Source organism: Mesorhizobium sp. L2C066B000 (assembly GCF_000502335.1).
Taxonomy (GTDB): Bacteria; Pseudomonadota; Alphaproteobacteria; order Rhizobiales; family Rhizobiaceae; genus Mesorhizobium.
Genome location: NZ_AYWZ01000002.1, coordinates 23,294 through 47,809, shown reverse-complemented (window position 1 = coordinate 47,809; position 24,516 = coordinate 23,294). Strand labels below are relative to the sequence as shown.

The window sequence follows — 24,516 nt, the reverse complement described above, 5'->3', positions numbered from 1 at the left end:
CCCGCCGCGCCTGCTCGGGCATCGAACCCGCTCCCAATTTACCGCGCCAGAATCGCGGTGCTTAAAAAGTAGCGGAGAAAAACATGGCCGACGACATCACAGATACCAGCCAGACTGTTGCCGCCGGCCAGTTGCGCGCCTTCATCGAGCGCATCGAGCGGCTCGAGGAAGAAAAGAAGACCATCGCCGACGACATCAAGGAAGTGTTCGCCGAGGCCAAGGGCACCGGCTTCGACACCAAGGCGATGCGGTCGATCATCCGGCTGCGCAAGAAGGACCAGGCCGAGCGCCAGGAAGAGGAAACCATCCTCGATCTCTACAAGGCCGCGCTCGGCATGGTGTAAGGCTGTCTGGAAATTCTACTCCGGTTGATATCGCCGGAGCGAATTTCGAAACAGTCTCGGGCCAAGGAATGATGCTGGAACGGGCATCGAACCATGAGCGAATTCGACTTCGGCGCCCGCCGCGCCTCTGAATTCCGCCAACGCAGCTTCTGGGCGCTGTTCGCCGAACGGCATCCGGAGGAACGCGCTTCCATGGCGCGGCGCGGACCCTGGTTCTGGCAGCGCGGGCTGCCTGACTTCGCTCTGGTCCTGTCCATGTATGTCGCGCCGGCGCAAAGCCAAGTTGGCGTCTTTTTCGGCCGTAACGAGAAGTTCGGCGCGACCGGGGTCTGGTCGCGGCTGAAGCCGTTCCAACCGGCAATCGAAGACAGGCTGAAGCTCAGGCCGGAGCAGAGCTGCGAGGGCCTCGGCATCAATTCGATGTGGCGGGTGAACTGCTATGCCGAGGACAACTGGCCGGCCATGGCCGACTGGCTGGTGACGGAATGCTCGCGCTTCGAGCGCGCCGTCACCGACGTGCTGGGAGAGGGATAGCTATCAGGTGTTGGGGCAAAGCATCGGATCCTTCTTCGGCTCGCGCTGGCAAGGCGCGGTGCCGGTCGAGCGGTTGTTCTGGCGCGATCTAGTCCTTGTCGGCACGGCGATCAACATCGCCTCGTCGGTGGCCGCGCTCATTCTGCTCGGCTTGAAGCTGCCGCTCGCCGTCGTCCTGGCGGTGCATTTCGCGCCCGTGCCCTACAACATCTTTCTGACGTTTGCCGTCTGGCGAACCACGGAAAAATCCAGTGGCGCCAAGGCTTCGTTGATGACGCTCGGGGCTACGCTTTGGCTGATCCTGGTGGTGGTTGTCTGAGAAGATTGACACGAAAAAGGGCGGCCGAAGCCGCCCTTTGAAGATGGTGGTCAAGCTGCGGCTTAAGCCGCCGGCTCGAATTTCAGCGCCACGCCGTTGATGCAATAGCGCAGGCCGGTCGGCGGCGGGCCGTCCTCGAAGACATGGCCGAGATGGCTGCCGCAGCGGGCGCAGTGGCATTCGGTGCGGACCATGCCGTAGCTGCGGTCGACGGTGTTTTCGACCGAACCGGGCACCGGGTCGTTGAAGCTCGGCCAGCCGGTGCCGCTCTCGAACTTGAGCTTGGATTCGAACAGCGGCTGGTCGCAGCCGACACAGGAAAAGGTGCCGGCGCGCTTTTCATAGAGCAGGGCGCAGCTTCCGGGCCGTTCGGTGCCGTGGCCGCGCATGACGGCATATTGCTCCGGGGTCAGCCGGGCTCGCCATTCAGCGTCGGTGCGGGTAACGGGGTAGGTGTGGGTGTGGGTGTCCATTTGATCTCCTCAGCCTTGGCGGCTTGTTGTTGGTTGCAATCTGTTTTCGTCCCAACATAGGCATTTGTTACATGTCTGCCCAGCACCGAGATGTGCTCGAATCCTCAATGCTAGCGTGAAAGCTGCTTGGTCGCGGCTTCCAACCCGGCCAGCGTCAGTGGGAACATGCGGCCGCCGAAGAGATCGCGGATCATCGCGATCGAATGGGTGAAGCCCCAGTTTTTCTGATTTTCGGGGTTCAGCCAGACCGCATTCGGCCATTGCTGGATGAGGCGGCCAAGCCAGACACTGCCGGCTTCCGTGTTCCAATGCTCGACCGAACCGCCGGGATGCGCGATCTCGTAAGGGCTCATCGAGGCATCGCCGACGACGATCACCTTGTAGTCGGGGCCGTATTTGTGAAGCAGATCGAAGGTCGGGATGGTCTCGGCATGCCTGCGCCGGTTGTCCTTCCAGACGCCCTCGTAAAGGCAGTTGTGGAAGTAAAAATATTCGAGCTGGCGGAATTCGGCGCGGGCGGCCGAAAACAGCTCCTCGACGCTATTGATGTGGTCGTCCATCGAGCCGCCGACATCGAAGAACATCAAGAGCTTCACGGCGTTGCGCCGTTCGGGGCGCGTCTGCACGTCGAGATAGCCGTGCTCGGCGGTGGCATGGATGGTGCCGGGCAGGTCGAACTCTTCCTCCGCACCCTCGCGCACCCAGCGACGCAGGCGCTTCAGCGCCACCTTGATGTTGCGGGTGCCGAGCTCGACGGCGTCGTCGAAATTTTTGAACTCGCGCTTGTCCCAGACTTTCACCGCACGGCCATTGCGGCTTTCATGCTGGCCGATGCGCACGCCTTCGGGATTGTAGCCATAGGCGCCGAAAGGCGAAGTGCCGCCGGTGCCGATCCATTTCGAGCCGCCCTGGTGGCGGCCTTTCTGTTCCTCCAGCCGCTGCTTCAGTGTCTCCATCAGCTTGTCGAAACCGCCGAGCGCCTCGATCAGTTTCTTCTCTTCCTCGGTCAGGTGCTTTTCGGCGAGCCGGCGCAGCCATTCCTCAGGGATGTTGGCGACACCGATGGCATCGGGGCCGGTGAGCGCCTCGATCCCCTTGAAGACATGCGCAAACACCTGGTCGAAGCGGTCGATATGGCGTTCGTCCTTCACAAGCGCGGCGCGGGCGAGGTAGTAAAAACCCTGGACGTCATAGTCGACCAGCCCGGCCTCCAGCCCTTCCAGCAGCGACAGATATTCCCTGAGCGAAACGGGAACCCGCGCGGCCTTTAGTTCGAGAAAGAAGGGGAGGAACATGGTTGGCCGTTATCTATGCCGAACGGTCACGGCGGAGTCGCCACGGGCACTGTCGATTTCGCCGGATTGCAGAAGATTTGCCACAGTACGTGGGTTGGGCATGGGCAAGTGCTTTGCGATGCGGGCTTCCGCCCATTCGCGCATAGCCGACGCGGCATCGGCTATCGCTTCAGCCGGGTTTGCGCCGGCCCCGTGGCAGCCGGCGAGATCGGGCATCCGCACTCCCCAAACGCCGTCACTGCCATCCAGGATTCCGACATAGCGGATCATTCGGCTCCTTCCGCGTTATTTCGATCGCGCTCGCATCATAGCAGATCATACTCGATAAACCCTGTCCGCCGCGCGACATGGTCGTAGAGCTTGCGCGCTGTGGCGTTGGTTTCGTGGGTCATCCAATAGACGTTCTTGACGCCGATCTTGCCGGCTGCCTGCTTGACCGCTTCAATGAGGGCCGCACCGATGCCCTTGCCGCGCACATCAGGGTCGGCGAACAGGTCCTGCAGGTAGCAGTTGTTTTTCTCCGACCAGCCGGAGCGGTGATAGAGAAAATGGGTCAGGCCGACCGCATTGCCGTCGAGCGTGGCGATAAACCCCTTCGGTTCGAATTCACCTTCCGTGAACAGTCGTTTCCAGGTGATGTCGTAGACCTCGTCCGGCAGCTTGGTCTCGTAGAAGGTGAGGTAGGCAGTCCACAGCCGCCGCCAGTCGGCATGGTCGGCCAGCGCCAGCGGGCGGACGGTGATCTCGGTCATTTCGGTTCCTCCAAAGCCTTATCGGATTCCGGCGGAATCAGATCGGAAACACCATCGCCTAATCCACCGGCGAATTGTACTCGCGAAATGCGGTCGCCAGCATCTGCAGCGCGTCACGCGCGCGCGGCGCCAGATTGTGCGAATGCAGCACCACTTCGGAAGGGTCAAGCGACGGCAGGCCGAGCTTGCGGCCAACCTCGATCAGGCCGGGCGGAGCGACGCAGTGAGCCAGCGCCGAAACGGCAAAGCCCGCCGATATCGCAATGTTGACGGCCGCGCCGCCGCCGCCGACGAAGGCCTCCTCCCAGGCGATGCCTGCTTTGTCCAGCGCCTCGACCGCCCGCACACGATCCGGACAGTTGCACACGGTGCTTAAGAGCGCGAGGCGCAACGGCGTTCCGCGCTGCCACTCGAAGGAAGGTGCTGCGAACCAGCCATAGTGGTTGCGCGACAAGGTCCGGCCAGGACGGCTGTCGCCTTCGCGGTGCACGATGACTGCATCGAGCTCGCCGTGATCGAAAGCTTCCTTGAGCACCGTGCTGGTATCGATCCTCAAACTGAGCGTCAGCGATGGATCGTGCGCATGGAGCTGGGCAATCAGAATGGACAGCGCCGGACCGGCGGCATGATCGACAAAGCCGAGCGCAAGCCGGCACGGTGCTGACGCAAACTCCGCCATGGCGCGCTCGTGCGCGGCAAGGAAGTCACGCGCGGCGGGGAGGAAGACGGCGCCTCGTGCCGACAGGCTTACGCGGCGCGGCGTTCTTTCGATCAATCGCGCGCCGAGCTTTTCCTCAAGACGGCGCAGCTTGACGCTGATTGTCGCCTGGGTGCTGCCCAGCGCCGTGGCCGCCTGGGTGAAGCTCTGCAGATCGGCCACCATCACAAAGGTTCGTACGGCGTCCACATCAAGACTGGTCATCGCAGCACTCCATTGGGCCAATCATTCCGTTTTGTCATTTCTGATATAGCCGAGCATAGCCTTTTTTCATGGTCGAGTCTCCTCTATCTCAAACTGGTCGCGGTTTGAAGAGCGCCTCATGCTCGGATGGAAAGAGATCGATATGCCAATTCAACGAAACACCATAGCGCTCACCGGCGTGTGCCTGGCGTCGCTGCTGTTCGGGCTCGAAATCTCCAGCGTGCCGGTGATCCTGCCGAAACTGGAAAGCGTGCTCGCCGCCAATTTCAGGGATTTGCAGTGGATCATGAATGCCTACACCATCGCCTGCACGACAGTGCTTATGGCGACGGGGACATTGGCCGACCGTTTCGGCCGCAAGAGCGTGATGGTGATCACCACCGTCGCCTTCGGCCTCGCCTCGCTGCTGTGCGGCCTAGCGCCGAGTGCGGCGCTGCTGATCGCCGCCCGCTTCCTGCAAGGTCTCGCCGGCGGCGCGATGCTGACCTGCAGCGTCGCCGTGCTGTCGCATCAGTCCCAGGACGGCCGCGAACGCGGCAAGGCTTTCGTCGCCTGGAGCGTCGTCTCAGGCATCGGGCTCGGTTTCGGGCCCGCCATCGGTGGCTTGATCGTGGCGCTGTCGAACTGGCAATGGGTGTTCCTCATCCACGTGCCGCTGGCGATCCTGGCGCTCGCCTTTATCGGCGCCGGTGTCACGCAATCGCGCGATCACAATGCCCAGAAGCTCGACTGGGCCGGCATGCTGACGCTGTCGGCTTCTGTGTTCGGCTTCTCCTATCTGATTACGCAGGGTGCGGATCTCGGGACCAGCGCCCGCATCGGCGTGATATCAGCCTCCGTGGCTGCGTTCATCGCTTTCCTTGTCGCCGAGAGGGTCAATCCCTATCCGATGTTCGATTTCTCCGTGTTCCGCATCCGCCAGTTTTCCGGCGCGATCATGGGCGCCATCGGCATGAATTTCAGCTACTGGCCGTTCATCATCTATCTGCCGATCTATTATTCCGGCGTTCTCGGCTACGACAGCACGACGACCGGCCTGCTATTGCTCGTCTACACGCTGCCGTTCATGGTGATGCCGCCGATCGCCGAGCGCATTCGCGCGCGCTATCAGGCACGAATTGCCATCCCGCTCGGTCTGCTGACGCTAGGGATCGGTTTCATCGCCATGTGGATCGGCTCCAGGCTCGAGGGCGCCACCTGGCTGACCATGCTGCCCGGCACGCTGATTGCAGGCATCGGCATCGGTCTCACCAATTCGCCGACCACCAATACCACGACCGGCGCGGTATCGCCGGATCGTGCCGGCATGGCGTCCGGCATCGACATCAGCGCACGCCTGATCACGCTCGCTATCAACATCGCGATGCTCGGCCTGCTGCTGACGCAAGGTATCGTTTCCCACCTGCGGGCCACACTCGGCGCGGCTTTGGAGCCGGATGAGTTGCGGGCACTGGCGGAAAGGGCCGCCACCGGCAATCTGGAGGGCCTTGCGCAGGGGACGCCGAAGCTCGCAGCCCTCGACCCATCCGGCGCCATCGTGCATGCCGCGCTGGTCAATGGTTTCGGCTGGGTCATGCTCTATTGCGGGATCGGCGTTCTCGCCCTGTCGGTCATCGGCTTCGTCATCTTCGGGCCGAAGCGCGTCGCGCCGCAGGAGACAGGGCTTGCGGCGGCCGAGTGATCGGCCGAAGCCCGCTCATAGCGCTCAGCCCGCCCGCCGATCCTTATCCCTGCCGCCTGGCCATGAAAGCAAGGCGCTCAAACAGATGCACGTCCTGCTCGTTCTTGAGCAGCGCGCCGTGCAGTTTCGGCAGCGCGTTCCTGGGGTCGGCGCGCAGATCCTCGGGTGCGATGTCGTCGGCGACCAGCAGGCGGATCCAGTCGAGCGCCTCGGAGGTCGACGGCTTCTTCTTCAACCCCCTGCACATCGCGGATCTCGTAGAACTGGGTCAGGGCAGCACGCACCAAATTCTGCTTTATGCCGGGATAGTGCACGTCGACGATTTTGTGCAGCGTGTCGACATCGGGAAAGCGGATGTAGTGGAAGAAGCACCGGCGCAGGAAGGCGTCGGGCAGTTCCTTCTCATTGTTGGAAGTGATGATGACGATGGGGCGCACAGCGGCGCGGATCGTTTCGCCGGTTTCGTAGACGAAGAACTCCATTCGATCGAGTTCCTGCAGCAGGTCGTTGGGGAATTCGATATCGGCCTTGTCGATCTCGTCGATCAACAGCACGACCTTCTTGCCGGCCGCGAAGGCGTCCCAGAGCTTGCCGCGCTTGATGTAGTTTTTGATGTCGTTGAACCTGGCATCGCCGAGCTGGCTGTCGCGCAGCCGCGAGACAGCATCATATTCATACAGTCCCTGCTGCGCACGGGTGGTCGACTTGACGTGCCATTCGATCAGGTCGAGGCCGAGCGCCGATGCCACTTGTCTGGCAAGCTCGGTCTTGCCGGTGCCCGGCTCGCCCTTGACCAGCAACGGCCGCTCCAGCGCGATCGCGGCGTTCACCGCCACCATCAGATCCTTGTCGGCGACATAGGCCGCCGTGCCTTCGAAACGCATACTTGCTCCTCGGTTGGTCAGCGCGAGCGTAAGGACGCTGCTTGACCTGTGCAAGGGCGAGCCGGCTGCGACCAAAGCGTGTGAGATCGAAATGGAAACATCGGCTCATGTCACTAGCGCTTGACCGACCAGCCGCCTATATTGGGCTTGGCGGTCTGCGCTTCCCGGCAGGAGAACATTTTCCCCGGGGCCTTAACGATCCTTAGGGAGCTGTCCCTGGGAAGACCCGTGGGTTTTCTCATACGGCGCCCACCTACTTTGTAGGTTCCCGGGATCGCTCTCTCCACCGGTTGTGTGGATCGTCACTTACCTCTATCCGCCCAGTTTGGCGGATGATGTGGTAGAAAACGTCGCTCATGAAACGTCACCCAGATCCGACCTTTTCTATCGGCCGCGCATGACATCTCCCAAAGACCTGAAAAAGCAGTTGCGCCTCGAGGCACTCGGCCGTCGCGATGCGCTCGATCCGCTGTGGCGGGTGGAGATCGCGCTTGAAATGGCCGAGACGGCGCGCGACCACCTCGCCATCGAGCCGGGTCAGATCGTTTCAGCTTTCTGGCCGATGCGATCGGAAGTCGACGTCAGGCCGCTGATGTTCGCCTTGCGCGAGAACGGGGCCAGGCTTTGCCTGCCGGCCATCCTCGACAAGACCACCATCGTCTTTCGCGAACTGGTGCGCGGCGCGCCGATGGTCGAGATGGGTTTTGGCACGGTCGGTCCGCATGCGGAGGCCGAGGTTCTCGATCCCGCGGTGATGCTGGTGCCGCTCGCGGCCTTCGACAGCCGCGGTCATCGCATCGGGTATGGCGCCGGCTATTACGACCGCGCCATCGCCAGGCTGATCGACAAGGGCCAGCCGCCACGACTGATCGGCATCGCTTTCGATTGCCAGGAGGTGGGTCTGGTGCCGGATGAGGCGCACGACGTCATCATCCCGGAAATACTGACCGAGAGCGGTTTGCGCCGCTTCGACATCGCTTAAAAGACCGCGATCCCGCTTAACGCGTTTCCAAGACGTGCCGGATAGTATTCCGGCAACACAGTCCGAGCCGATGGCGGCCATCATGTTTGTCTTCGCACGCTTCCTGCTGATGCCGTTCGTCCTCATCGCGGTAACGCTGTTCGCGATGGCATTGCACATTTCCGGAACGGCCCTGCACCACCAGTTCGCCTGGCATCAGACGGTTGCCACAGTGACGGATGTCAGTTCCTACAGCGAAGCCCAGGGTAATGGCCTCACCGCGAAAGGCATCAACGTCGCTGTCACCTATGTCGCGAACGATGCACCGATGACGTGGTCCGGCAAGGGAAAGGACATCGGCCTCTACACGGCGTCCAAAGGCGACGCGGTGGAGTTGTATTACAACCCTGCCAATCCATCGATCCTCGATACCGCGGCGATGAAGGGCTGGCGCGGCGGGCTGTTGCTCCTGGCCGCTACTGGTGGGTTCACTGTTTTCTACGTCTGGTTCTTCTGGCTGCGCGGACGCGCCGCACCGCCGGCGTCACCAATGATGCCTTCGGCAGTTCGCGTCGCGGGCGCGAGCGCAAAGCCGTCTCAACAGCAGCGTGGTACTTTCGGCCGGCGTTAGCGCCAATCGCCCGGGTAGCGCTTGCCTAGCGTCCGTGCCTCTGGATAGAAGTGGGCATGAGACTTCTCTTCCTCGGCGACATGGTGGGCAAATCGGGACGTACGGCGGTGTGGGAACAACTGCCCGGCCTGATCTCGGATTTCAAACTCGACTTCGTCATCGTCAATGGCGAGAACGCCGCCGGCGGCTTCGGCATCACCGAAGACATTTTTCGCGACACCATCGCCGCCGGTGCGGATGTCGTCACCACCGGCAACCATGTCTGGGACCAGCGCGACGCACTGGTCTTCGCGCCGCGCGAGGAGCGCTTCTTGCGCCCGTCCAACTTCCCCAAGGGCACGCCGGGGCGCGGTTCCGGCGTCTATATCGCCAAAAACGGTGCGCGCGTGCTGGTCGCCAACATCATGGGCCGGGTGTTCATGCATCCCGAGCTCGACGATCCGTTCCAGGCCGGCGAGCGCGAGCTTGCCGCCTGTCCGCTGGGCGAGCAGGCCGATGCCGTGGTGATCGACTTCCATGCCGAAGCGACGTCGGAGAAAATGTGCTTCGCGCATTTCGTCGACGGCCGCGCCAGCCTCGTCATCGGCACCCATACGCACCAGCCGACGGCCGACCACCAGATCCTCAATGGCGGCACCGGCTACATGTCCGATGCCGGCATGTGCGGAGACTATGATTCCTCGCTCGGCATGGACAAGGAAGAGCCGCTCAACCGCTTCCTGTCGAAAGTTCCGAAAGGCCGCTTCGAGGCGGCCACCGGACCGGCGACATTGTGCGGCGTCGGCGTCGACATTTCCGACCGGACGGGCCTGGCCGAAAAGATCGCGCCGTTTCGTCGCGGGCCGCGGCTTGAAGAAACCGCGCCATCCTTCTGGTCGTGACATTGATATGGTGGAATATAGTACCTAACTGGCGACGAAACTGCTCTAGATCGTAGAGGGGACGACCTCCATGCAGCTCGTTGAATTCCTGGCGCCGCATTTTCAATTTGTTTCCGACCCCACCGCGTGGGTCGCGTTGCTGACGCTGATCGTCCTCGAGGTCGTGCTCGGCATCGACAATCTGATCTTCATCTCGATCCTGACCAACAAATTGCCTGAGGCGCAGCGCGCCCGCGCCCGCCGTCTCGGCATCTCGGCGGCGCTGATCATGCGGCTGGTGCTGCTCGCAACCATCTCCATCATCGTGCAGCTGACGACGCCGGTGTTCACAGCGTTCGGCCATGGCTTTTCCTGGCGCGACCTGATCCTGATTGCCGGCGGCCTGTTCCTGGTCTGGAAGGCGACCAAGGAAATCCACCACACCGTCGATCCCGACGACCACAAGGATACGATGATGGGCGAGACGCTGCAGATCTCGCTTGCCGGCGCCATCTTCCAGATCCTGCTGCTCGATCTCGTCTTTTCGATCGATTCGATCATCACCGCCGTCGGCATGACCGACGAGATTGCCATCATGTACATCGCCGTGATCGTGGCGGTGAGCGTGATGATGCTGGCGGCCGGGCCGCTGGCCAACTTCATCGCCAAGAACCCGAGCATCGTCATGCTGGCGCTGGGCTTCCTGCTGATGATCGGAATGACGCTGATCGCCGACGGCATGGGCTATCATGTGCCGAAGGGCTACATCTACGCGGCGATGGGCTTTTCCGCCCTGGTCGAGGGCCTGAACATGCTGGCGCGGCGGCGCAAGAAATCCGGCGGCGGGCATTGAGGCTGGCGTCGCAGGGGCGGCCCTAGCGCCCCGGCACGCCGTTTGGGTAGCGGTCGCCGATCAGGCCAAGCGACAGGCCCTGTTCCAGCCATGCCTTTGCGCCGGCAAGAACCAGTGCGAAGCCGTCGGTCGAGCCGACCGCCTGCTTGACCTGCTCGTCGGCGGTGCCGGCGAAGCCGAAATTGCTGACCTCAAGAAAGGTCGCACCGTCAGGCGTTTCGGCGCCGGGCATCTCCGTGAATGTCCAGACCACAGTGGTCGGCGGATCGCTCCATTGCATGACGATCTTCTTGTTCTCGACGATCTCGCTGACATTGACCATCGCCGAGGCGCCGTACATGCGCCACTCCCAGCGAACCTCTTTGCCGCCATCCAGCCGGCCGCTGCTGTGGGTAAACCAGAATTTCGTGGTGATGGCCGGGTTGACGATCGCCTCGAAGACCTCGGCGACCGGCCGCCTGATCAGCATGCCGGCTTCGGCAGTTGGCGTTTTGTGAATTTCCATCGATGCTGCTTCTTTGTCCGGTTTGCGCTCACCAAGCGTCAGGCTCGCGCACCATGTGAGCGATGCTGGCCGGGTTGGCGATCCAGAAGCCGCGAAAGCCTTCGCCCAGGGGCTCGACCGCGTCGCAACGGACGACGCCGGCCTTGGCGAGATGATCCGCAATGGCTGCAGAATCGTCGGTGAAAAGCTCAAGCCAGACTTCGGCCTGGCTCAGCATCGGCGCCTCGTCGATCCACAGACGGTTGGGGCCGAGCTCGAAGCCGATGGCCGGCGCCTTGGCGGTGAATGGCTTCAAGCCGACGACATCTCGATAGAAGGCGATCGTCGCCTCGTATTGATGCGGGGGCACTTTCATGGCGATGTTGATGCCGCCGGTCATTTTCGCGGTCATTGCGGGCTCCGTTGCGCGGTTCATCTGTTTGTCTCGTTGGCCGGCTCGCCCCTCATCTCGCCGCGGTAGTAGCCGTCGCGCAGGTTGATGCCGTATTCGACATAGGCTTTCATGCAAGCCAGCATCTGCGACCAGCCCTCGCAATTGAGGTAGGATTTCTGCAGGCCGACCACGCCTTCCGGCCAGCCGGATTCAGCAATGGTCACAAGGGTGCCGCCATCGTCCAGCGGCTCGAAGTTCATCTCGATGCGTGTCTTATAGGCCGGCCTGTCGTCGGCATCTGTGGCATCCCAGCGCAACACGATGCGGCTGTCCTTGACCACTTCATCGACCTCGACCGGCACTTTTCCCCACCAGACGACACCGATGCCGGCTTCCAGCGGGGCGCTGGCGCCGCCGATGGTGGTGAAATAGCCGCTGAGCTTCTCCGGATTGACGACTGCGTCGAAGACTTCGGCGACCGGTTTGCCGATGCGCCCGGAAACTCTGAATCCAAGAGACATATCCACAGCTCCTCCTTGATTGGCTCGACGATATGTTATAGAAACATAACATGTCAAGCCAAACCGCAGACGATCACGTTTTCAAGGCGTTGGCGCATCCGCGCCGTCGCGAATTGCTGGATCGGCTGAAGGATGCGCCGCAGACGACCGGCATGTTGTGCGAGGCGTTTCCCGACATCGATCGCTGCACCGTCATGCTGCATCTCAAGGTGCTGGAAGAAGCCGAACTGGTGGTGGCAAAGCGCGAAGGGCGCGAGCGCTGGAACCATCTCAACGCGCTGCCGATCAAGCACATCCACGACCGCTGGATCAGCCAGTATGCCGGCCATGCGCTCAGCATTATCGACCGGCTGAAATCCGATCTGGAGGGCTGAACCGGCGCGGCTGGACGAATTGAGCCGATTTATCTATAAGCCGGCCATTCCGACAGAGAACGCCGTGCATCCATCGCGTTGCACCTTGGACGGCTCTGAAATTTGAATTCGAGTACCCGGGAAGACGAGGTGAGACCACCTCGCTTCGGGATGCTCTAGCCGAAGACGACAGGGGTGCCATGGCTGGCCATTCACAGTTCAAGAACATCATGCACCGCAAGGGCCGGCAGGACGCGGTGCGGTCAAAAATGTTTTCCAAGCTGGCGCGCGAAATCACCGTCGCCGCCAAGAGCGGGACGCCCGACCCATCGATGAACCCGCGTTTGCGCCTGGCTATCCAGAACGCCAAGGCGGTGTCGATGCCGAAGGACAACATCCAGCGCGCCATCAACAAGGCGTCGATGGGCGATGCCGAGAATTACGAAGCGGTGCGCTATGAAGGCTATGGGCCAGGCGGCGTGGCGCTGATCGTCGAGGCGCTGACCGACAACCGCAACCGCTCGGCCTCGAATGTGCGCGCCGCCTTCACCAAAGCCGGCGGTGCGCTTGGTGAAACCGGCTCGGTGTCGTTCATGTGGAACCGCGCCGGCGAGATTTACTATCCGGCCTCCGCCGGCAGCGCCGACAAGGTGATGGACGCGGCGATCGAGGCCGGCGCCGATGATGTCGAGTCCGACGAGGAAGGCCACACCATCTACTGTGCGTTCGAGAGTATGGGCGAAGTGTCTAAGGCGCTGGAAGCCTCGCTTGGCGAGGCCGAATCGGTGAAGCCGATCTGGCAGCCGCAGAACAATGTCCCGGTCGACGAAGAGCGGGCGCAATCGCTGATGAAACTGGTGGCAACGCTCGAGGACGATGACGACGTGCAGAGCGTCTACGCCAATTTCGAGGTTGACGACGAGACCATGGCCAAGCTCAGCGCGGCATGAGTTTCTGACCGTCACACGGAAGTGTAGGCGAACGCCGTAGCCAAGGACTCCCCACCCAACGTATAGATCAGTCAGTGATCGACGGGAGGGGAGATGACCGACGAAGGGATTCCACTTGCCGCTGCGATGGCTTGGCCTCGCCGCGGTGGCTTCTGGCGTCGGTTCCTTGCTTCGTTTATCGACTACCTTGTCGTGCTGATAGCTCTCTATTTTCTGGTGGCTGGCTTGTTCGCGCTGACCGACGGTGGGGTGAAAGGTCACTTCTGGCTCTTCCTAAGAATATGCAGCTCGGCCAAGGTGCACGGCGGTCCGTCGCTTGGACGGTACGATTGGCAGGTGTGCAAGTCGTCTCTCTTCGGCTTTCCAGTAGCCGATTGGGCAGTTGGTACCGCGAAGGAAACCCAGTCTGCGAAGCCCGAGACGGTTTCAATCGATCTTAATTCGAAGGGGAATTTTCGACCTACGGCGTTGGATCTGGGTTTCCTCCAAGTACCCGCTCTGGCGATCTATCTTCTTCTTATGGAGATGGCCTCGGGCCGATCAGTCGGTAAGCGGGCTTTGGTGGTCGTCGTTTATGACGAGAATGACTGGCAGAGAAGAGGCTTGCCCTTGCGAAAGGCGTTTCGTCGACAGGTGATCAAGTTTCTCGGCACTTTCCCCGTCGTACTGACGGAGGCCTGGTTTGCCTTTCAGACCTGGGGGAGCTTTCCGCGAGCTGCGCCGAGCAATGCCTGGTTGGAATTCGTGCCCGCCTTGGTCGCGATCGGCTTGTCTTTGGTCTGGCCGGTCTGGATCGGAATAACGATAGCGTTGGGCAATGAGCCGATCCATGATCGGGTTGCCGGCACAACCGTTCGCACCCGCGAGACATATGAATGAGCCTCCCTGATAAACCTCGGATCGTCATCACCTATTGCACTCAGTGCCAGTGGCTGCTGCGGGCCGGCTGGATGGCGCAGGAGCTGCTCTCCACCTTCGGCACGGATCTCGGTGAAGTGACGCTGGTGCCGGGCACAGGCGGCATCTTCACCGTTTCCTGCAACGATGTGCTGATCTGGGACCGCAAGCGCGACGGCGGTTTTCCCGATGCCGCCAAGCTCAAGCAGCTGGTGCGCGACGTCATCGATCCGGACCGGGATCTAGGCCATTCCGACCGCAAGGGTCACACGCAAAACGACCCCTCTTGAGGCGAGGTCCTTGCGTTTGCGAAGTGCCATTTTTCATAGCAATGCGAAGATGAAACAGGCCATCGACACGATGGCGGTGATGGTGCGGACGTGGTTCCACATCACCCATTGATTCAGATGGTTCGCCCACACGGCTGCGCCATTGGCGCTGGCCGGGTCGACGGCGGCGAGCGCATCGTTGAGCGGCACATTGAAGACCATGGTCACGATCGGATTGCCGATCAAATAGATCACGGCGCCGGCAAGCAGCCAGTATGAACCGGACTGGCTCCACCCCATGAGAACGGCGGCGATAAGCACCAGACAGAGCAGGCCGGTGCCGAACAGCGCCGTCATGAAGGTGGGCGTGATCACCGTGATGTTGATCGAATTCATCGCCGCGATGCCTTGGGGGACCGGCAGCCGGGCAAGCGCCGACATGATAAAGTTGGAAAAGGCGAAGAACACGCCGCCGACGACGCCCGAGCCGATGGCGGCGATGATGGTGAGGGTGGGAAGAAGCTTGATCATCTCAGTTGCTCCATATGCCGGTTGCAGCGGTTTCATTTGCGTAGGCGGAAAAGTCTTTCGGCGCGCGGCCGAGCACACGCTGGACGCCGTCGGTCAGCGTCTCGTTGCGGCCGTCAAGCACTTCGGTGAACAGCTCGTTGAGCAGCCAGGCGATTTCGGGCGGCAGTTCGTATGCCGCCGTCGCGGCGGTGAATTCGTCATGCGAGATCTTGATATAGCGGATGTCGCGGCCGGTCGCCTTGGCGATCTCAGCAACCGCGTCGGCGAAGCTTAGCAGTCGCGGCCCGGTCAACTCATAGAGCTGGCCGACATGACCCGGTTCGGTCAGCGCAACGAAGGCAGCATCGGCGATGTCGTCGACATCGACGAAGGGCTCGCCAACAGGGCCGACAGGCAAAGCCACTTCGCCTTGCCGCAAGGACTCGACGAGAAAACCTTCGCTGAAATTCTGCGGAAACCAAGCGCAACGCAGGATCGTCCAGTCAGCGCCCGAGGCTTTGACCATCTCTTCGGCGCGCTGGGCTTCGGTCTCGCCGCGGCCGGAGAGCAGCACCATGCGGGTGACGCCATTTGCTACCGCAAGCCTGGCGAAGGCGCCGACGGTCTCGGCGGCGCCCGGCACGGCGATGTCGGGATAGTAACTGATGTAGACGGCGCCCACGCCCTGCATCGCAGGCTCCCAGGTCGCCGGAACCTCCCAGTCGAAGCGGGGGCTGCCGGAACGCGAGCCGATGCGCACGGGAATGCCCTGTGAGGTCAGCCGCTCGGCGAGGCGACGGCCGGTCTTGCCAGTGCCACCGAGGATCAGGACTGGTTTGGTGTCGGTCATTGTGGTTTTCCTCTGTTTACAAATATGAGTAATCCTCACATTTGCAAAACGTGATAAACCCTCGTATTTTGGGAGTCAAGCCGTTTGTTGGCAGATTTTGTCGAGACCGGAGGCCGTCATGGAAGACACAGCAACGCCCGCATCTGCCCAGGAGCAGGTCGCATCGCCGCGACGGGCGCCCACCCAGCAGCGCAGCCGCGAGCGGGTCGAGCGCATGCTGGCCGCAGCCTCGGCGCTGATTGCCGAGCAAGGCAGCGACGCCATACGCATGGGCGAGGTGGCGGAACGGGCCGCGGTGTCGATCGGCTCGCTCTACCAGTTCTTTCCCGACAAGCGGGCGATCGTCTGGGCGCTGGCCGAGCGCTACACCGCCGAAAGCCAGGCCTGCATCTCCTCGGCGCTCAAGGATGTCGTCGACGCCGAGGGCCTGCGGCAGGCGTTTTCGGAGCTGGTGGATATCTACTATCAGCTGTTCCTGGCCGAGCCGGTGATGCGCGACATCTGGTCGGGCACGCAGGCCGACAAGGCGCTGCGCCAGCTCGAACTCGCCGACAGCCGGGCGAATGCCGAATTCCTGACCATGGTGCTGAAGCGGCTGCATCCCGGCGCCGATCCGGTGGCGCTGGAGACGACGGCCTTCCTCGTCTGGCAGATGGGCGAGGCTGCCGTGCGGCTGGCGATCTCGGTCGACCGGCAGGAGGGCGACAGGCTGGTCGCCGCCTACAAGCGCATGGCGCTGCGGGAACTAGTCGGCGCCTGACCGGTGTCGCCCGCCTTCATTTTGTCTCGCCTGGCAACGGCAGGGCCGCGAGCTTTCGGTTTGACAGCCGATGCTCCAGCCGCCAGGCCTTCGGGGTGAAGCCTGTCACGCGCAGGAACTCGCGGTTGAAGTTCGATTTGCTGAGAAACCCGGCGTCGAACATGATGCGGGTGATGGGCTCGTCGCTGGCCGCCAGCAGGCGGCAGGCTTCGCCGATGCGCTGGTTGTTGACATATTGCGACACGCTCGATCCGTGGATGCGGTTGACCGCCGACGACACTTGCCGCGCCGACAGGCCGAGGCGCCTGGCGATACGGCCGAGGTTGAGGTCAACGTCCCTGTAGAGTTCTTTTGACCGCATCAGCGCGTCGACGGCCGCCGCGGCCGCGGAATCCTCGCTCGTCGCCCGTGGCGCGGCTTGCGGCCCATCGTCTTCATCGTCATCCAGAGGCGCGGTTTCGCTGGCCACCGCGGCTGCACCGCCAAGCAGCAGCAGCGCCAGCACATTGCCGGCGGCAATCACCGCGCCGGAATGGGCACCGCCGGTCCATTCGAGGTCGAGGCTGATGATGATGTCGGTGACCGGCGACGCCAGGATCGCCAGCGTCGTCACCAGCAGCGCCCGGTAGGAGCGCAAGACACCGTCCAGACGCGACTCGGCAAGGCCGTCCGGCCCGACCCGCGCAAGCCAAAGAAGGGTGACGCCATAACACAGGAAGACCAGCATGATCACGGGGCCTACCGGCTCGCGCCAGAAGATCAGCAGCAGGGCCACAAGACAGGCCGGCAACAGATGCGGCCACAGCGAAGCCAGGCGATGCCGCGAGCGTTCCCTCGCCAGACCGCTAAAAGCTATCCAGGCAAGCGGCGCGATCAATGTCGCCAACACCGCCTGGAAAGGCATGATTGCCCTGACTTCGTAGCCCCAGCGGATGCCGATCAGCACCGACTGCAAGGCGTAGGCAGCCATCAGCAGCATGAAAAACATGTTTTCGCGCAGATCGGCCTCGTTTCGGCGGATCATCTGCACGAGCAGGATGACGAGCAGCAGGGCAACGACGAATGGCAAGGGAATGAAGATCATGATCGCAAGCGTGGTTCCAAGGCGGCCGACGATGGACCGGGCGGCCGACAATGACCTGGATTGCGTTCACGGTCGTCCCGGATCGTGATCGAGGTCGCGAAAATCGACGTCTCGGATCATCTGGGCAACGCCGCGGTCCTTTCGCGACCGCCCACCCATGATCGGAGACAATGATGAAATCCGCAATTCTCGTCTTGCTGCCCTTTGCCGCAGTTGCCCTGGCACCGCCGGTGGCCGGTGATGCCGCAAAGACGCTCGATCTCGCCGGTGTGACCGCCATCATCATCACCGGCGAGGCAAGCTCGGTCAAGCTGACCACTTCAGGTGCAGAACCCTACCAGGCGACGATCGGCAGCCGCCGCGAGGGCTGGTTTGCCAGCTGGTATTCGTCCTGGTTCGCCAATGACTGCCGCACCGCCAGCGACATGAAGCGAGAGGCCTCGACGTTGCGCATCAATGTCGCTCCGTCGTCCTGGCTGGACCCTTCGGATTGCAGGGTCGAGATCAACGCCAACATTGCGCCCGAGAGTTCGGTGTCGATCGACCAGGCGGCCTTGCTGGCCAGTATGACGGGGAATTTCTCCAGCATCGCCATTACCGGCAAGGCGGCCGATGTTTCGCTCGAAGGGCATGCTTCACGCATCGATCTCAAGGGCGAGGCGCTGAGGGCCAATCTCGCCTATGGCAGCATCCGGAAGGACGAGACTGTCGCCATTGCCGGCAAGGCGCTGGATGCCACGCTGACCTTCGGCCGGCAGGTTCAAATCAGCTACTCGGTGACCGCGTCGGCGTCCTTCGTCGACAGTTCGCTTGCCAACACTGCCGGCGCCAAACCCTCGATCGTGATCAAAGGCGATTTCGTCCGCGCCACGATCCGCTGAACAAAAAACCCGCCACAAGGGCGGGTTCCTGATCTGCGAAAGCCGATAGGCTTAAAGGCCGAACCCTTCGAAGCGCTTCTTGAACTTCGACAGGCGGCCGCCGCGGTCGAGCAGGGTTTGCTGGCCGCCGGTCCAGGCCGGGTGCGTGGTCGGGTCGATATCGAGGTTCATCGTATCGCCTTCCTTGCCCCAGGTCGAACGGGTCGAGTATTCTGTGCCATCGGTCATGACGACCTTGATGGTGTGGTAGTCGGGATGGATATCGGCCTTCATTGTCGTGCTTCCTGGCTTGTGGCGCTACAGACGGGCCCGTGGCCTGCGTCGATGCGCCCCTTTTTAAAACTCGAAGCCGCAGCTATTGAAAAGCCACGGCTTCTAAAACGGTCGGCGAGCCTATACATCAGCCGGAATTGAATCACAAGGCCACGGCAGGCGCATATTGAACGCGCCCACCTGGAAGCGGCCAGAGGAAACGGTCATGGCGGACATCAGCGGCGAGCAAGACGGGCGCAGGCGCTCGCTCGGGCCGCTCAGGCGCCTGTATCCCTATATATTCCGCTACCGCAAACTGGTCATAGGCGCCCTCATTTCGCTCGCCATCGCCGCGGCGACGACGCTGGCGCTGCCGCTGGCCGTGCGGCGCATGATCGACCACGGTTTCAGTGCTTCCGGCACCGTCTTCATCGCCGAATATTTCGCCGCTTTGGTTGCGATGGCAGCCATTCTGGCGGCGGCGTCGGCCGGACGCTACTACTTCGTCATCACGCTCGGCGAGCGGGTCGTTGCCGACATCCGCAGCGACGTGTTTTCGCATGTCACGACGCTTTCGCCGTCCTTCTTCGACACCGCGCAATCGGGCGAGATCGTCTCGCGGCTTGCCGCCGACACGACGCAGGTGAAATCCGCCGTCGGCGCCACCGCCTCGGTGGCGCTGCGCAACGTCATCCTCGGCCTTGGCGCGGTGGCGATGATGGTCGTCACCAGCCCGAAACTGTCGGGCCTGGTGATCGCGGCCATTCCGCTCATCGTGCTGCCGCTGGTCGCGTTCGGCCGTTCGGTGAGGCGCCGGTCACGGCAGGCGCAGGACACGCTGGCGCAAGCGACCGCCTATGCCAGCGAGCAGATCGGCGCGGTGCGCACGCTGCAGGCGTTCACCAACGAGACGCTGGTCACCGGGCGGTTCTCGGCCGCGGTGGAAGCCGCCTTCCAGGCGGCGCGCTCGTCGATCTTCTCCCGCTCGCTGCTCACCTTCTTTGCCATCTTCATGATCTTTTCCTCGGTCGTGGCGGTGTTGTGGTTCGGCTCGCGTGACGTGCTTGCCGGCACGATGTCGCCCGGCACGCTCGGCCAGTTCCTGCTTTACTCCGTGTTTGCCGCAGGCGCGCTGGGCGCACTGTCGGAAGTCTGGGGCGAGCTTGCCCAGGCGGCGGGTGCGGCCGAAAGGCTGACCGAGATACTCGACGAGACGCCGGCGATTCAACCGCCGGCCAATCCGCTGCCGCTGCCCGCCAAGGCGACAGGCGCGATCAGTTTCGACGACGTCTCCTTCTCCTACCCGGCAAGGCCGGACCGTGCCGCCGTCCACGGCTTGAGTTTTCAGGTCAAGCCCGGCGAGACGGTGGCGATCGTCGGCCCGTCGGGCGCCGGAAAGAGCACCGTCTTTTCGCTGATCCTGCGCTTCTACGATCCAGAAACCGGCCGCATCGCCATTGACGGCGTCGACGTGCGCGAAGCCGATCCGGCTGAAGTGCGGGAGCGCATTGCGATCGTGCCGCAGGACGTCACCATCTTTGCGGCAAGCGCGCGCGACAATATCGGCTTTGGCCGGCCGGGCGCGACGAATGCCGAGATCGAGGCCGCCGCCAGGGACGCGCTGGCCGACGAGTTCATCCTCAGGCTCGACAAGGGCTACGACAGCCAGGTCGGCGAGCGCGGCGTCACCTTGTCCGGCGGCCAGCGCCAGCGCGTGGCGATCGCCCGCGCCATCCTGCGCGACGCGCCGATCCTGCTGCTCGACGAGGCCACGTCGGCGCTCGACGCCGAAAGCGAAACGCTGGTGCAGACGGCGCTGGAACGGCTGATGCAGGGCCGCACCACCATCGTCATCGCCCACCGGCTGGCGACCGTGCTGAAGGCCGACCGCATCCTGGTCATGGATGGCGGCCGCATCGTCGAGGAAGGCACGCACCAGAGCCTGGTCGCCAAGGGCGGAATCTATGCAAGGCTGGCCAAGCTGCAGTTCGAAACCGGAGCAAGCGCCTTCAGGGGTGCCGCGGAGTAGCAACCCGCAATCAGGCGGGACCATACCGCTTGCGGAGATGCTCGGTGAAATGCGCGGCATTCAGTTTCTCGCCGGTGGCGCGCTCAAGCAGTTCGGGCGTCGACCAGCGCGATCCCTGCGACCAGATCTTGTCGCGGCGCCAGTCATTGATGGCGGCGAAATTGCCCCTGGCGAGATCGCTGTCGGCTGAAGGATGGTCGCGCGTCAGCGCAGCCCATTGCTGCGCCGCCATCATGGCGCCCAGCGTATAGGACGGGAAATAGCCGAAGGCGGCGCCCGGCCAATGCACGTCCTGCATCGGTCCGTCGGCTGGGTTGTCGATGGTCGAAAGGCCAAGATACTCCCGCATCTTGGCGTCCCAGGCTTCGGGCAGGTCGGCCGCCTGCAGCCGCCCCGAGACCAGCTCCTGCTCCAACTCGTAGCGCAGGATGACATGCAGCGGGTAGCTTACCTCGTCCGCGTCGACGCGGATCAGGCCGCGCTCGACCCGGTGCACATGCGGCAGGATGTCGTCGAGCGACCAGGCTTCGCCGAGATGCTTTTCGACCACGGGCAGCGCCCAGCGCCAGAATTCGGGGTTGCGGCCGACCTGTTTCTCGACGAACAGGCTCTGGCTTTCATGCACCGCCATGCCGCGCGCCTTGCCGAGCGGCCAGTGCGCCCAGGCCTTCGGCAGGTTCTGCTCGTAGAGCGCATGGCCGGTCTCGTGCAGCACGCCCATCAAGGCCGACAGGAAGTCGGACGTTTTGTAGCGGGTGGTGATGCGCACGTCGCTCGGCACGCCGCCGCAGAAGGGATGGTGCGATACGGACAGAGAACCGTGGGTGAGGTCGAAGCCGACCGAAGCCATCATGGCGAGACCAAGCTCGCGCTGCCGGTCGATCGCATAGCTGCCGGAGAGCGGCTTCACGGGATGCTTGGCCAGGCGCGCTTCCTGCGCGGCCAGGGCTTCCGGCACGAAGCCCTTCAGGAATGTCTTCAGCTCGGTGAAGACCGGCGTGATGTCGGCGGCGCGGTTGCCAGGATCGTATTGCTCCATCAGCGCGTCGTAGGGATCGAGGCCGAGCGCGTCGGCGCGCAGGGCGGCTTCCTCGCGCACCAGCGCGATGACACCTTCGAGCGCCGGCAGGAATCCGGCCCAGTCGTTCTTGCCGCGCAGGTCGCGCCAGAGTTGCTCCGAGCGCATGCGCGCTACCGTCTGGCGCTCGACGAATTCGACCGGCAGGCAGGTCAGGTTGGTGTATTGCCGGCGCAACTCCCGGACCGCCGCTTGCTGCTCCTCGTTGAGCGCTTCAGCTTCTGCAGCGGCGAGCCAGTCGGCGATCTCCGGCGCCGTTGCCCTGATATGCAGCATGCCGGCAAGGGAAGCCATCGCTTCGGCGCGCTTCTCGCCGCCGCCGACGGCCATGTGGGTCGCCTCGTCGGCGCCGAGGATAGCGAGCGCATGTTCCAGCGCTTCGAGCTTGTGGCCGAGATCATCGAGCTTCTGAAAAGACATGGCAGGTTCCGCGTTTTGGACCGCGGGAAAAGATACCAACGCGCCAGGATTGGCAACCCTCAAAGGTGGCTATGCAGCTTGCGCCGATGAGCTTGTGCGTGGAATGCTGGCTGACGGTGGAACACCGCCATGGAGGGGAGACTAAGATGATCGGCAATATCCTGGTCGGGCTGGTGGCCCTGATCCACCTCTATATCGTCTATCTGGAGATGGTGGCGTGGGACACACCGCGCGGGCACAGGGCGTTCAACCTCAAGCCGGACTTCGCCAGCGCATCGAAGGTGCTCGCCGCCAATCAGGGGCTCTACAACGCCTTCCTTGCCGCCGGGCTGATCTGGGGCCTCTATCTCGGCGCGGCGGGATTCCAGATCAAGGTGTTCTTCCTGCTTTGCATCGCCGTCGCCGGGCTCTATGGCGCGGCGACTGCCAGCCGGAAGATCCTGTATGTTCAGACCGTGCCGGCGGTGCTGGCCCTCGCTGCGCTGTGGCTGGGCTGGTGACAAAAAAGACGCCCTCGGAGCCAGATCCGGGGGCGTCAGACAGTCCCTTCCTCATTCCTGGAGATATCAGAGCGGATCTCAGCCGTTCGGATAATTTCCGCCGTCGGAGCCATCACCGATCATGAAGCCGCTGCCGGTGTCGGACATCAGCCTCTGATCGACATTGTCGAGGCGGCGCAGCAGATCGTGATATTGCGCGGCCGGGATCCGGCCATGGTCCGAAGCGGCGACCCGTTCGGCGGCCTGGCCGATATGCGCCGCACGCAGATGCAGCCGCTGCGCTTCCGAGGTCGAGATGCCCTTCGTTTCGCGTGCATCCGTGATGCCCTGTTCGACGCCCCGCACCTGCTCGATCAGGCCGGTCACGCGCGGAGCGGTCATGTCGGTCGGGTCGCTGGCGTCGAGGGCGCCCTTGTGATGTCCGGCGGCATAGGCGCCGGCGAGTGGAACAGTGATCAGAAGTGTCGTGAGGGTTGCGGTCCTGAGAGTCTTCAAAGAGCGCACGATGTGCGTCTCCTCCTGCTGTGGAAGGGGCAAGCGCTTTCGCTCCGCCTTCCGGAAGCGGGCCGTCCGGTTCCGTCGCGTCGCGATGGGAGGCATCGCCGGCGGTTCTCGGCCCTGCGCGTCAAAGTAGGAGCCCGGAAACGCGAAGTGTAATTAAAGAAAGATAATGTTTTCAGGCCTTGCCGACCTGGCGTTGCGCCCTAGAGTTGATCCGGCAAACAATTTCGCGTGACTGAAAATCACCGTTCGGTGAGCTTCAGTTCAATGCGTCGGTTCTTGTTGCGGGCGTCTTCGGTGTCGGCGGGGTCGAGCGGCTGGAATTCGCCGAAGCCGGCCGCAACCAGCCGGTTGGCGGGGACGCCGTTCTCGATCAGGAACTTGACCACCGAGGTCGAACGCGCCGTCGACAATTCCCAATTGTCGCGATAGCGGCCGGCGCCGGACAGCGGCTTGTTGTCGGTGTGGCCGTCGACGCGCAGCACCCAGTTGATCTCGGGCGGGATTTCCTTTTGCAACTCGATGATGGCGTCGGCGAGCTTCTTCATCTCGACCTTGCCGGCATCGTTGATCACTTCGGAGCCGGTCGGGAACAGAACTTCCGACTGGAAGACGAAGCGGTCGCCGACGATGCGGATGTTCTCGCGATCGGCGAGGATTTCGCGCAGGCGGCCGAAGAAGTCGGAGCGGTACCGGTTCAGTTCCTGCACGCGCTGCGCCAGCGCGACGTTGAGCCGACGGCCGAGATCGGCGATCTTGGTGTTGGAATCGCGGTCGCGCGTTTCGGACACGTTGAGGGCGTCCTCGAGCGCGCCGATCTGCTTGCGCAGTGCTGCGATCTGCTGGTTCAGGATCTCGACCTGGCTCAGCGCCTGCTGGCTGATCTGGCGCTGGCTGTCGAGTTCGCCGCCGAGCTCCGCGGCGCGCTGGTTGGCGGCGTCGCCGGTGCCGGCGCCTTGCGCCAGCAACTGCTCGAGCCGGCTCTTCTCAGCTTCCGCCGCCGACAGCGACGCCTGCAGATTGGCCAGCGAATCGTCCTTGTCCTGCGCGCTCGAGCGCTCCAGCGCCAGCAACTGCGTCAGTTCGTTGATCTGCGAGTTGAGGCGCGTGAGCGCCGTATCCTTGCCGGAGAGTTCGCGTCCGAGCAGGAACTGCGCCAGCACGAAAACGGTGAGCAGGAACATGATGGCCAGCAGCAGCGTCGACAGCGCGTCGACGAAGCCCGGCCAATAGTCGATCCGGCGATCGGTGCGCCGGCCCCTGGCGAGAGCCAT

The 24,516-nt window shown here is 63.0% G+C and carries 31 protein-coding genes, 1 other RNA gene and 1 pseudogene; 17 read left to right on the top strand and 16 right to left on the bottom strand.

Going from position 1 to position 24,516, the window contains the following annotated elements; genetic code table 11:
• Window positions 1-83: 83 nt before the first annotated feature.
• The 3 genes from X733_RS156835 to X733_RS156845 all read left to right on the top strand — a co-directional run bounded on the left by X733_RS156835 (window position 84) and on the right by X733_RS156845 (window position 1,197).
• The gene (locus X733_RS156835) at window positions 84-344 is read left to right on the top strand and encodes a DUF2312 domain-containing protein (RefSeq protein ID WP_023668722.1); all 261 of its coding nucleotides are present in this window, start codon (window positions 84-86) and stop codon (window positions 342-344) included.
• Between the two features lie 93 nt (window positions 345-437).
• Window positions 438-878 carry a hypothetical protein gene (locus tag X733_RS156840; RefSeq protein ID WP_023728651.1) on the top strand — a complete coding sequence of 147 codons (441 nt, stop codon included), beginning with the start codon at window positions 438-440 and terminating at the stop codon, window positions 876-878.
• A 7-nt stretch (window positions 879-885) separates the two neighbouring features.
• The gene (locus X733_RS156845; protein WP_031193151.1) at window positions 886-1,197 is read left to right on the top strand and encodes a hypothetical protein; all 312 of its coding nucleotides are present in this window, start codon (window positions 886-888) and stop codon (window positions 1,195-1,197) included.
• Between the two features lie 62 nt (window positions 1,198-1,259).
• Here the strand turns inward: X733_RS156845 and msrB are convergent, their stop codons facing one another.
• From msrB to X733_RS156865, 5 genes are all read right to left on the bottom strand, one after another.
• Window positions 1,260-1,670 (bottom strand): peptide-methionine (R)-S-oxide reductase MsrB, encoded by a 411-nt coding sequence (gene msrB, locus X733_RS156850; RefSeq protein ID WP_023818224.1) that lies wholly within the window; start codon window positions 1,668-1,670, stop codon window positions 1,260-1,262.
• Between the two features lie 110 nt (window positions 1,671-1,780).
• Window positions 1,781-2,965, bottom strand: coding sequence for a VWA domain-containing protein (locus X733_RS156855; protein WP_023818223.1), 1,185 nt, complete (start codon window positions 2,963-2,965; stop codon window positions 1,781-1,783).
• 9 nt (window positions 2,966-2,974) lie between these two features.
• Window positions 2,975-3,235: a type II toxin-antitoxin system HicB family antitoxin gene (locus X733_RS0134325; protein ID WP_050485875.1), complete on the bottom strand. Its 261-nt coding sequence runs from the start codon at window positions 3,233-3,235 to the stop codon at window positions 2,975-2,977.
• 35 nt (window positions 3,236-3,270) lie between these two features.
• Window positions 3,271-3,717: a GNAT family N-acetyltransferase gene (locus X733_RS156860; RefSeq protein WP_023818222.1), complete on the bottom strand. Its 447-nt coding sequence runs from the start codon at window positions 3,715-3,717 to the stop codon at window positions 3,271-3,273.
• A gap of 58 nt (window positions 3,718-3,775) precedes the next feature.
• Complete coding sequence (locus tag X733_RS156865) at window positions 3,776-4,639, bottom strand: LysR family transcriptional regulator (protein WP_023737887.1); 864 nt, start codon at window positions 4,637-4,639, stop codon at window positions 3,776-3,778.
• A 142-nt stretch (window positions 4,640-4,781) separates the two neighbouring features.
• Between X733_RS156865 and X733_RS156870 the strand changes: the two genes are divergently transcribed.
• Complete coding sequence (locus X733_RS156870; RefSeq protein WP_023818221.1) at window positions 4,782-6,320, top strand: MFS transporter; 1,539 nt, start codon at window positions 4,782-4,784, stop codon at window positions 6,318-6,320.
• Window positions 6,321-6,363: 43 nt separating this feature from the next.
• Here X733_RS156870 and X733_RS01000000166010 read toward each other — a convergent pair.
• Window positions 6,364-7,204: pseudogene (locus X733_RS01000000166010) on the bottom strand (MoxR family ATPase).
• A gap of 149 nt (window positions 7,205-7,353) precedes the next feature.
• Here X733_RS01000000166010 and ssrS point away from each other — a divergent pair.
• From ssrS to X733_RS156890, 5 genes are all read left to right on the top strand, one after another.
• Window positions 7,354-7,509: non-coding RNA, 6S RNA (ssrS, locus tag X733_RS1000000167775), on the top strand.
• Window positions 7,510-7,601: 92 nt separating this feature from the next.
• The gene (locus tag X733_RS156875) at window positions 7,602-8,186 is read left to right on the top strand and encodes a 5-formyltetrahydrofolate cyclo-ligase (RefSeq protein WP_023698428.1); all 585 of its coding nucleotides are present in this window, start codon (window positions 7,602-7,604) and stop codon (window positions 8,184-8,186) included.
• An 82-nt stretch (window positions 8,187-8,268) separates the two neighbouring features.
• Window positions 8,269-8,796 carry a DUF3592 domain-containing protein gene (locus tag X733_RS156880; RefSeq protein ID WP_196813713.1) on the top strand — a complete coding sequence of 176 codons (528 nt, stop codon included), beginning with the start codon at window positions 8,269-8,271 and terminating at the stop codon, window positions 8,794-8,796.
• Between the two features lie 56 nt (window positions 8,797-8,852).
• A complete protein-coding gene (locus tag X733_RS156885) occupies window positions 8,853-9,677 on the top strand; it encodes a YmdB family metallophosphoesterase (protein ID WP_023726164.1) in 825 nt (274 codons plus the stop codon).
• A 70-nt stretch (window positions 9,678-9,747) separates the two neighbouring features.
• Window positions 9,748-10,509, top strand: a complete 762-nt coding sequence (locus tag X733_RS156890; protein ID WP_023744972.1) for a TerC family protein — start codon at window positions 9,748-9,750, stop codon at window positions 10,507-10,509.
• A 22-nt stretch (window positions 10,510-10,531) separates the two neighbouring features.
• Here the strand turns inward: X733_RS156890 and X733_RS156895 are convergent, their stop codons facing one another.
• The 3 genes from X733_RS156895 to X733_RS156905 are packed head-to-tail and all read right to left on the bottom strand — an operon-like array spanning window position 10,532 to window position 11,908.
• Window positions 10,532-11,014, bottom strand: coding sequence for an SRPBCC family protein (locus X733_RS156895; RefSeq protein WP_023728643.1), 483 nt, complete (start codon window positions 11,012-11,014; stop codon window positions 10,532-10,534).
• 28 nt (window positions 11,015-11,042) lie between these two features.
• Complete coding sequence (locus tag X733_RS156900; RefSeq protein ID WP_023688939.1) at window positions 11,043-11,405, bottom strand: glyoxalase/bleomycin resistance/dioxygenase family protein; 363 nt, start codon at window positions 11,403-11,405, stop codon at window positions 11,043-11,045.
• Between the two features lie 20 nt (window positions 11,406-11,425).
• Window positions 11,426-11,908, bottom strand: coding sequence for an SRPBCC domain-containing protein (locus X733_RS156905; protein ID WP_023684154.1), 483 nt, complete (start codon window positions 11,906-11,908; stop codon window positions 11,426-11,428).
• Between the two features lie 50 nt (window positions 11,909-11,958).
• Here X733_RS156905 and X733_RS156910 point away from each other — a divergent pair, with 50 nt between their 5' ends.
• The 4 genes from X733_RS156910 (at window position 11,959) to X733_RS156925 (ending at window position 14,398) form a co-directional block, all read left to right on the top strand.
• A complete protein-coding gene (locus tag X733_RS156910) occupies window positions 11,959-12,282 on the top strand; it encodes a helix-turn-helix domain-containing protein (RefSeq protein ID WP_023744976.1) in 324 nt (107 codons plus the stop codon).
• A gap of 179 nt (window positions 12,283-12,461) precedes the next feature.
• Window positions 12,462-13,211 carry a YebC/PmpR family DNA-binding transcriptional regulator gene (locus X733_RS156915; RefSeq protein ID WP_023668740.1) on the top strand — a complete coding sequence of 250 codons (750 nt, stop codon included), beginning with the start codon at window positions 12,462-12,464 and terminating at the stop codon, window positions 13,209-13,211.
• 93 nt (window positions 13,212-13,304) lie between these two features.
• Window positions 13,305-14,090: an RDD family protein gene (locus X733_RS156920; RefSeq protein WP_023818219.1), complete on the top strand. Its 786-nt coding sequence runs from the start codon at window positions 13,305-13,307 to the stop codon at window positions 14,088-14,090.
• Window positions 14,087-14,398: a SelT/SelW/SelH family protein gene (locus tag X733_RS156925; protein WP_023818218.1), complete on the top strand. Its 312-nt coding sequence runs from the start codon at window positions 14,087-14,089 to the stop codon at window positions 14,396-14,398. The genes X733_RS156920 and X733_RS156925 overlap by 4 nt, the downstream gene beginning before the upstream one ends.
• Before the next feature lie 33 nt (window positions 14,399-14,431).
• Here X733_RS156925 and X733_RS156930 read toward each other — a convergent pair whose 3' ends face one another.
• Both X733_RS156930 and X733_RS156935 read right to left on the bottom strand, forming a co-directional pair.
• Entirely contained in the window at window positions 14,432-14,908 is a 477-nt protein-coding gene (locus X733_RS156930) for a DUF1772 domain-containing protein (protein WP_023818217.1), read from the bottom strand.
• Window position 14,909: 1 nt separating this feature from the next.
• A complete protein-coding gene (locus X733_RS156935; protein ID WP_023818216.1) occupies window positions 14,910-15,737 on the bottom strand; it encodes an NAD(P)H-binding protein in 828 nt (275 codons plus the stop codon).
• 118 nt (window positions 15,738-15,855) lie between these two features.
• On the opposite strand from X733_RS156935, the gene X733_RS156940 reads away from it, so the two are divergent.
• A complete protein-coding gene (locus tag X733_RS156940) occupies window positions 15,856-16,497 on the top strand; it encodes a TetR/AcrR family transcriptional regulator (RefSeq protein ID WP_023818215.1) in 642 nt (213 codons plus the stop codon).
• A gap of 16 nt (window positions 16,498-16,513) precedes the next feature.
• Here X733_RS156940 and X733_RS156945 read toward each other — a convergent pair whose 3' ends face one another.
• Entirely contained in the window at window positions 16,514-17,581 is a 1,068-nt protein-coding gene (locus tag X733_RS156945; protein WP_023818214.1) for an AraC family transcriptional regulator, read from the bottom strand.
• 173 nt (window positions 17,582-17,754) lie between these two features.
• Between X733_RS156945 and X733_RS156950 the strand changes: the two genes are divergently transcribed.
• Window positions 17,755-18,462 (top strand): hypothetical protein, encoded by a 708-nt coding sequence (locus X733_RS156950; RefSeq protein ID WP_023834633.1) that lies wholly within the window; start codon window positions 17,755-17,757, stop codon window positions 18,460-18,462.
• Window positions 18,463-18,513: 51 nt separating this feature from the next.
• Here X733_RS156950 and rpmE read toward each other — a convergent pair whose 3' ends face one another.
• On the bottom strand, window positions 18,514-18,735 hold the full coding sequence (gene rpmE / locus X733_RS156955; RefSeq protein WP_023668748.1) for a 50S ribosomal protein L31: 222 nt from the start codon (window positions 18,733-18,735) through the stop codon (window positions 18,514-18,516).
• A gap of 205 nt (window positions 18,736-18,940) precedes the next feature.
• Between rpmE and X733_RS156960 the strand changes: the two genes are divergently transcribed.
• Window positions 18,941-20,743: an ABC transporter transmembrane domain-containing protein gene (locus X733_RS156960; RefSeq protein ID WP_023668749.1), complete on the top strand. Its 1,803-nt coding sequence runs from the start codon at window positions 18,941-18,943 to the stop codon at window positions 20,741-20,743.
• A 10-nt stretch (window positions 20,744-20,753) separates the two neighbouring features.
• Here X733_RS156960 and X733_RS156965 read toward each other — a convergent pair whose 3' ends face one another.
• Window positions 20,754-22,241 carry a carboxypeptidase M32 gene (locus X733_RS156965; protein ID WP_023711989.1) on the bottom strand — a complete coding sequence of 496 codons (1,488 nt, stop codon included), beginning with the start codon at window positions 22,239-22,241 and terminating at the stop codon, window positions 20,754-20,756.
• A gap of 146 nt (window positions 22,242-22,387) precedes the next feature.
• Here X733_RS156965 and X733_RS156970 point away from each other — a divergent pair, with 146 nt between their 5' ends.
• The gene (locus X733_RS156970) at window positions 22,388-22,741 is read left to right on the top strand and encodes a DUF1304 domain-containing protein (RefSeq protein WP_023711988.1); all 354 of its coding nucleotides are present in this window, start codon (window positions 22,388-22,390) and stop codon (window positions 22,739-22,741) included.
• Between the two features lie 78 nt (window positions 22,742-22,819).
• Here the strand turns inward: X733_RS156970 and X733_RS156975 are convergent, their stop codons facing one another.
• Both X733_RS156975 and X733_RS156980 read right to left on the bottom strand, forming a co-directional pair.
• Window positions 22,820-23,245 carry a hypothetical protein gene (locus X733_RS156975; RefSeq protein WP_023711987.1) on the bottom strand — a complete coding sequence of 142 codons (426 nt, stop codon included), beginning with the start codon at window positions 23,243-23,245 and terminating at the stop codon, window positions 22,820-22,822.
• A gap of 239 nt (window positions 23,246-23,484) precedes the next feature.
• Window positions 23,485-24,516: a peptidoglycan -binding protein gene (locus X733_RS156980; RefSeq protein WP_023728632.1), complete on the bottom strand. Its 1,032-nt coding sequence runs from the start codon at window positions 24,514-24,516 to the stop codon at window positions 23,485-23,487.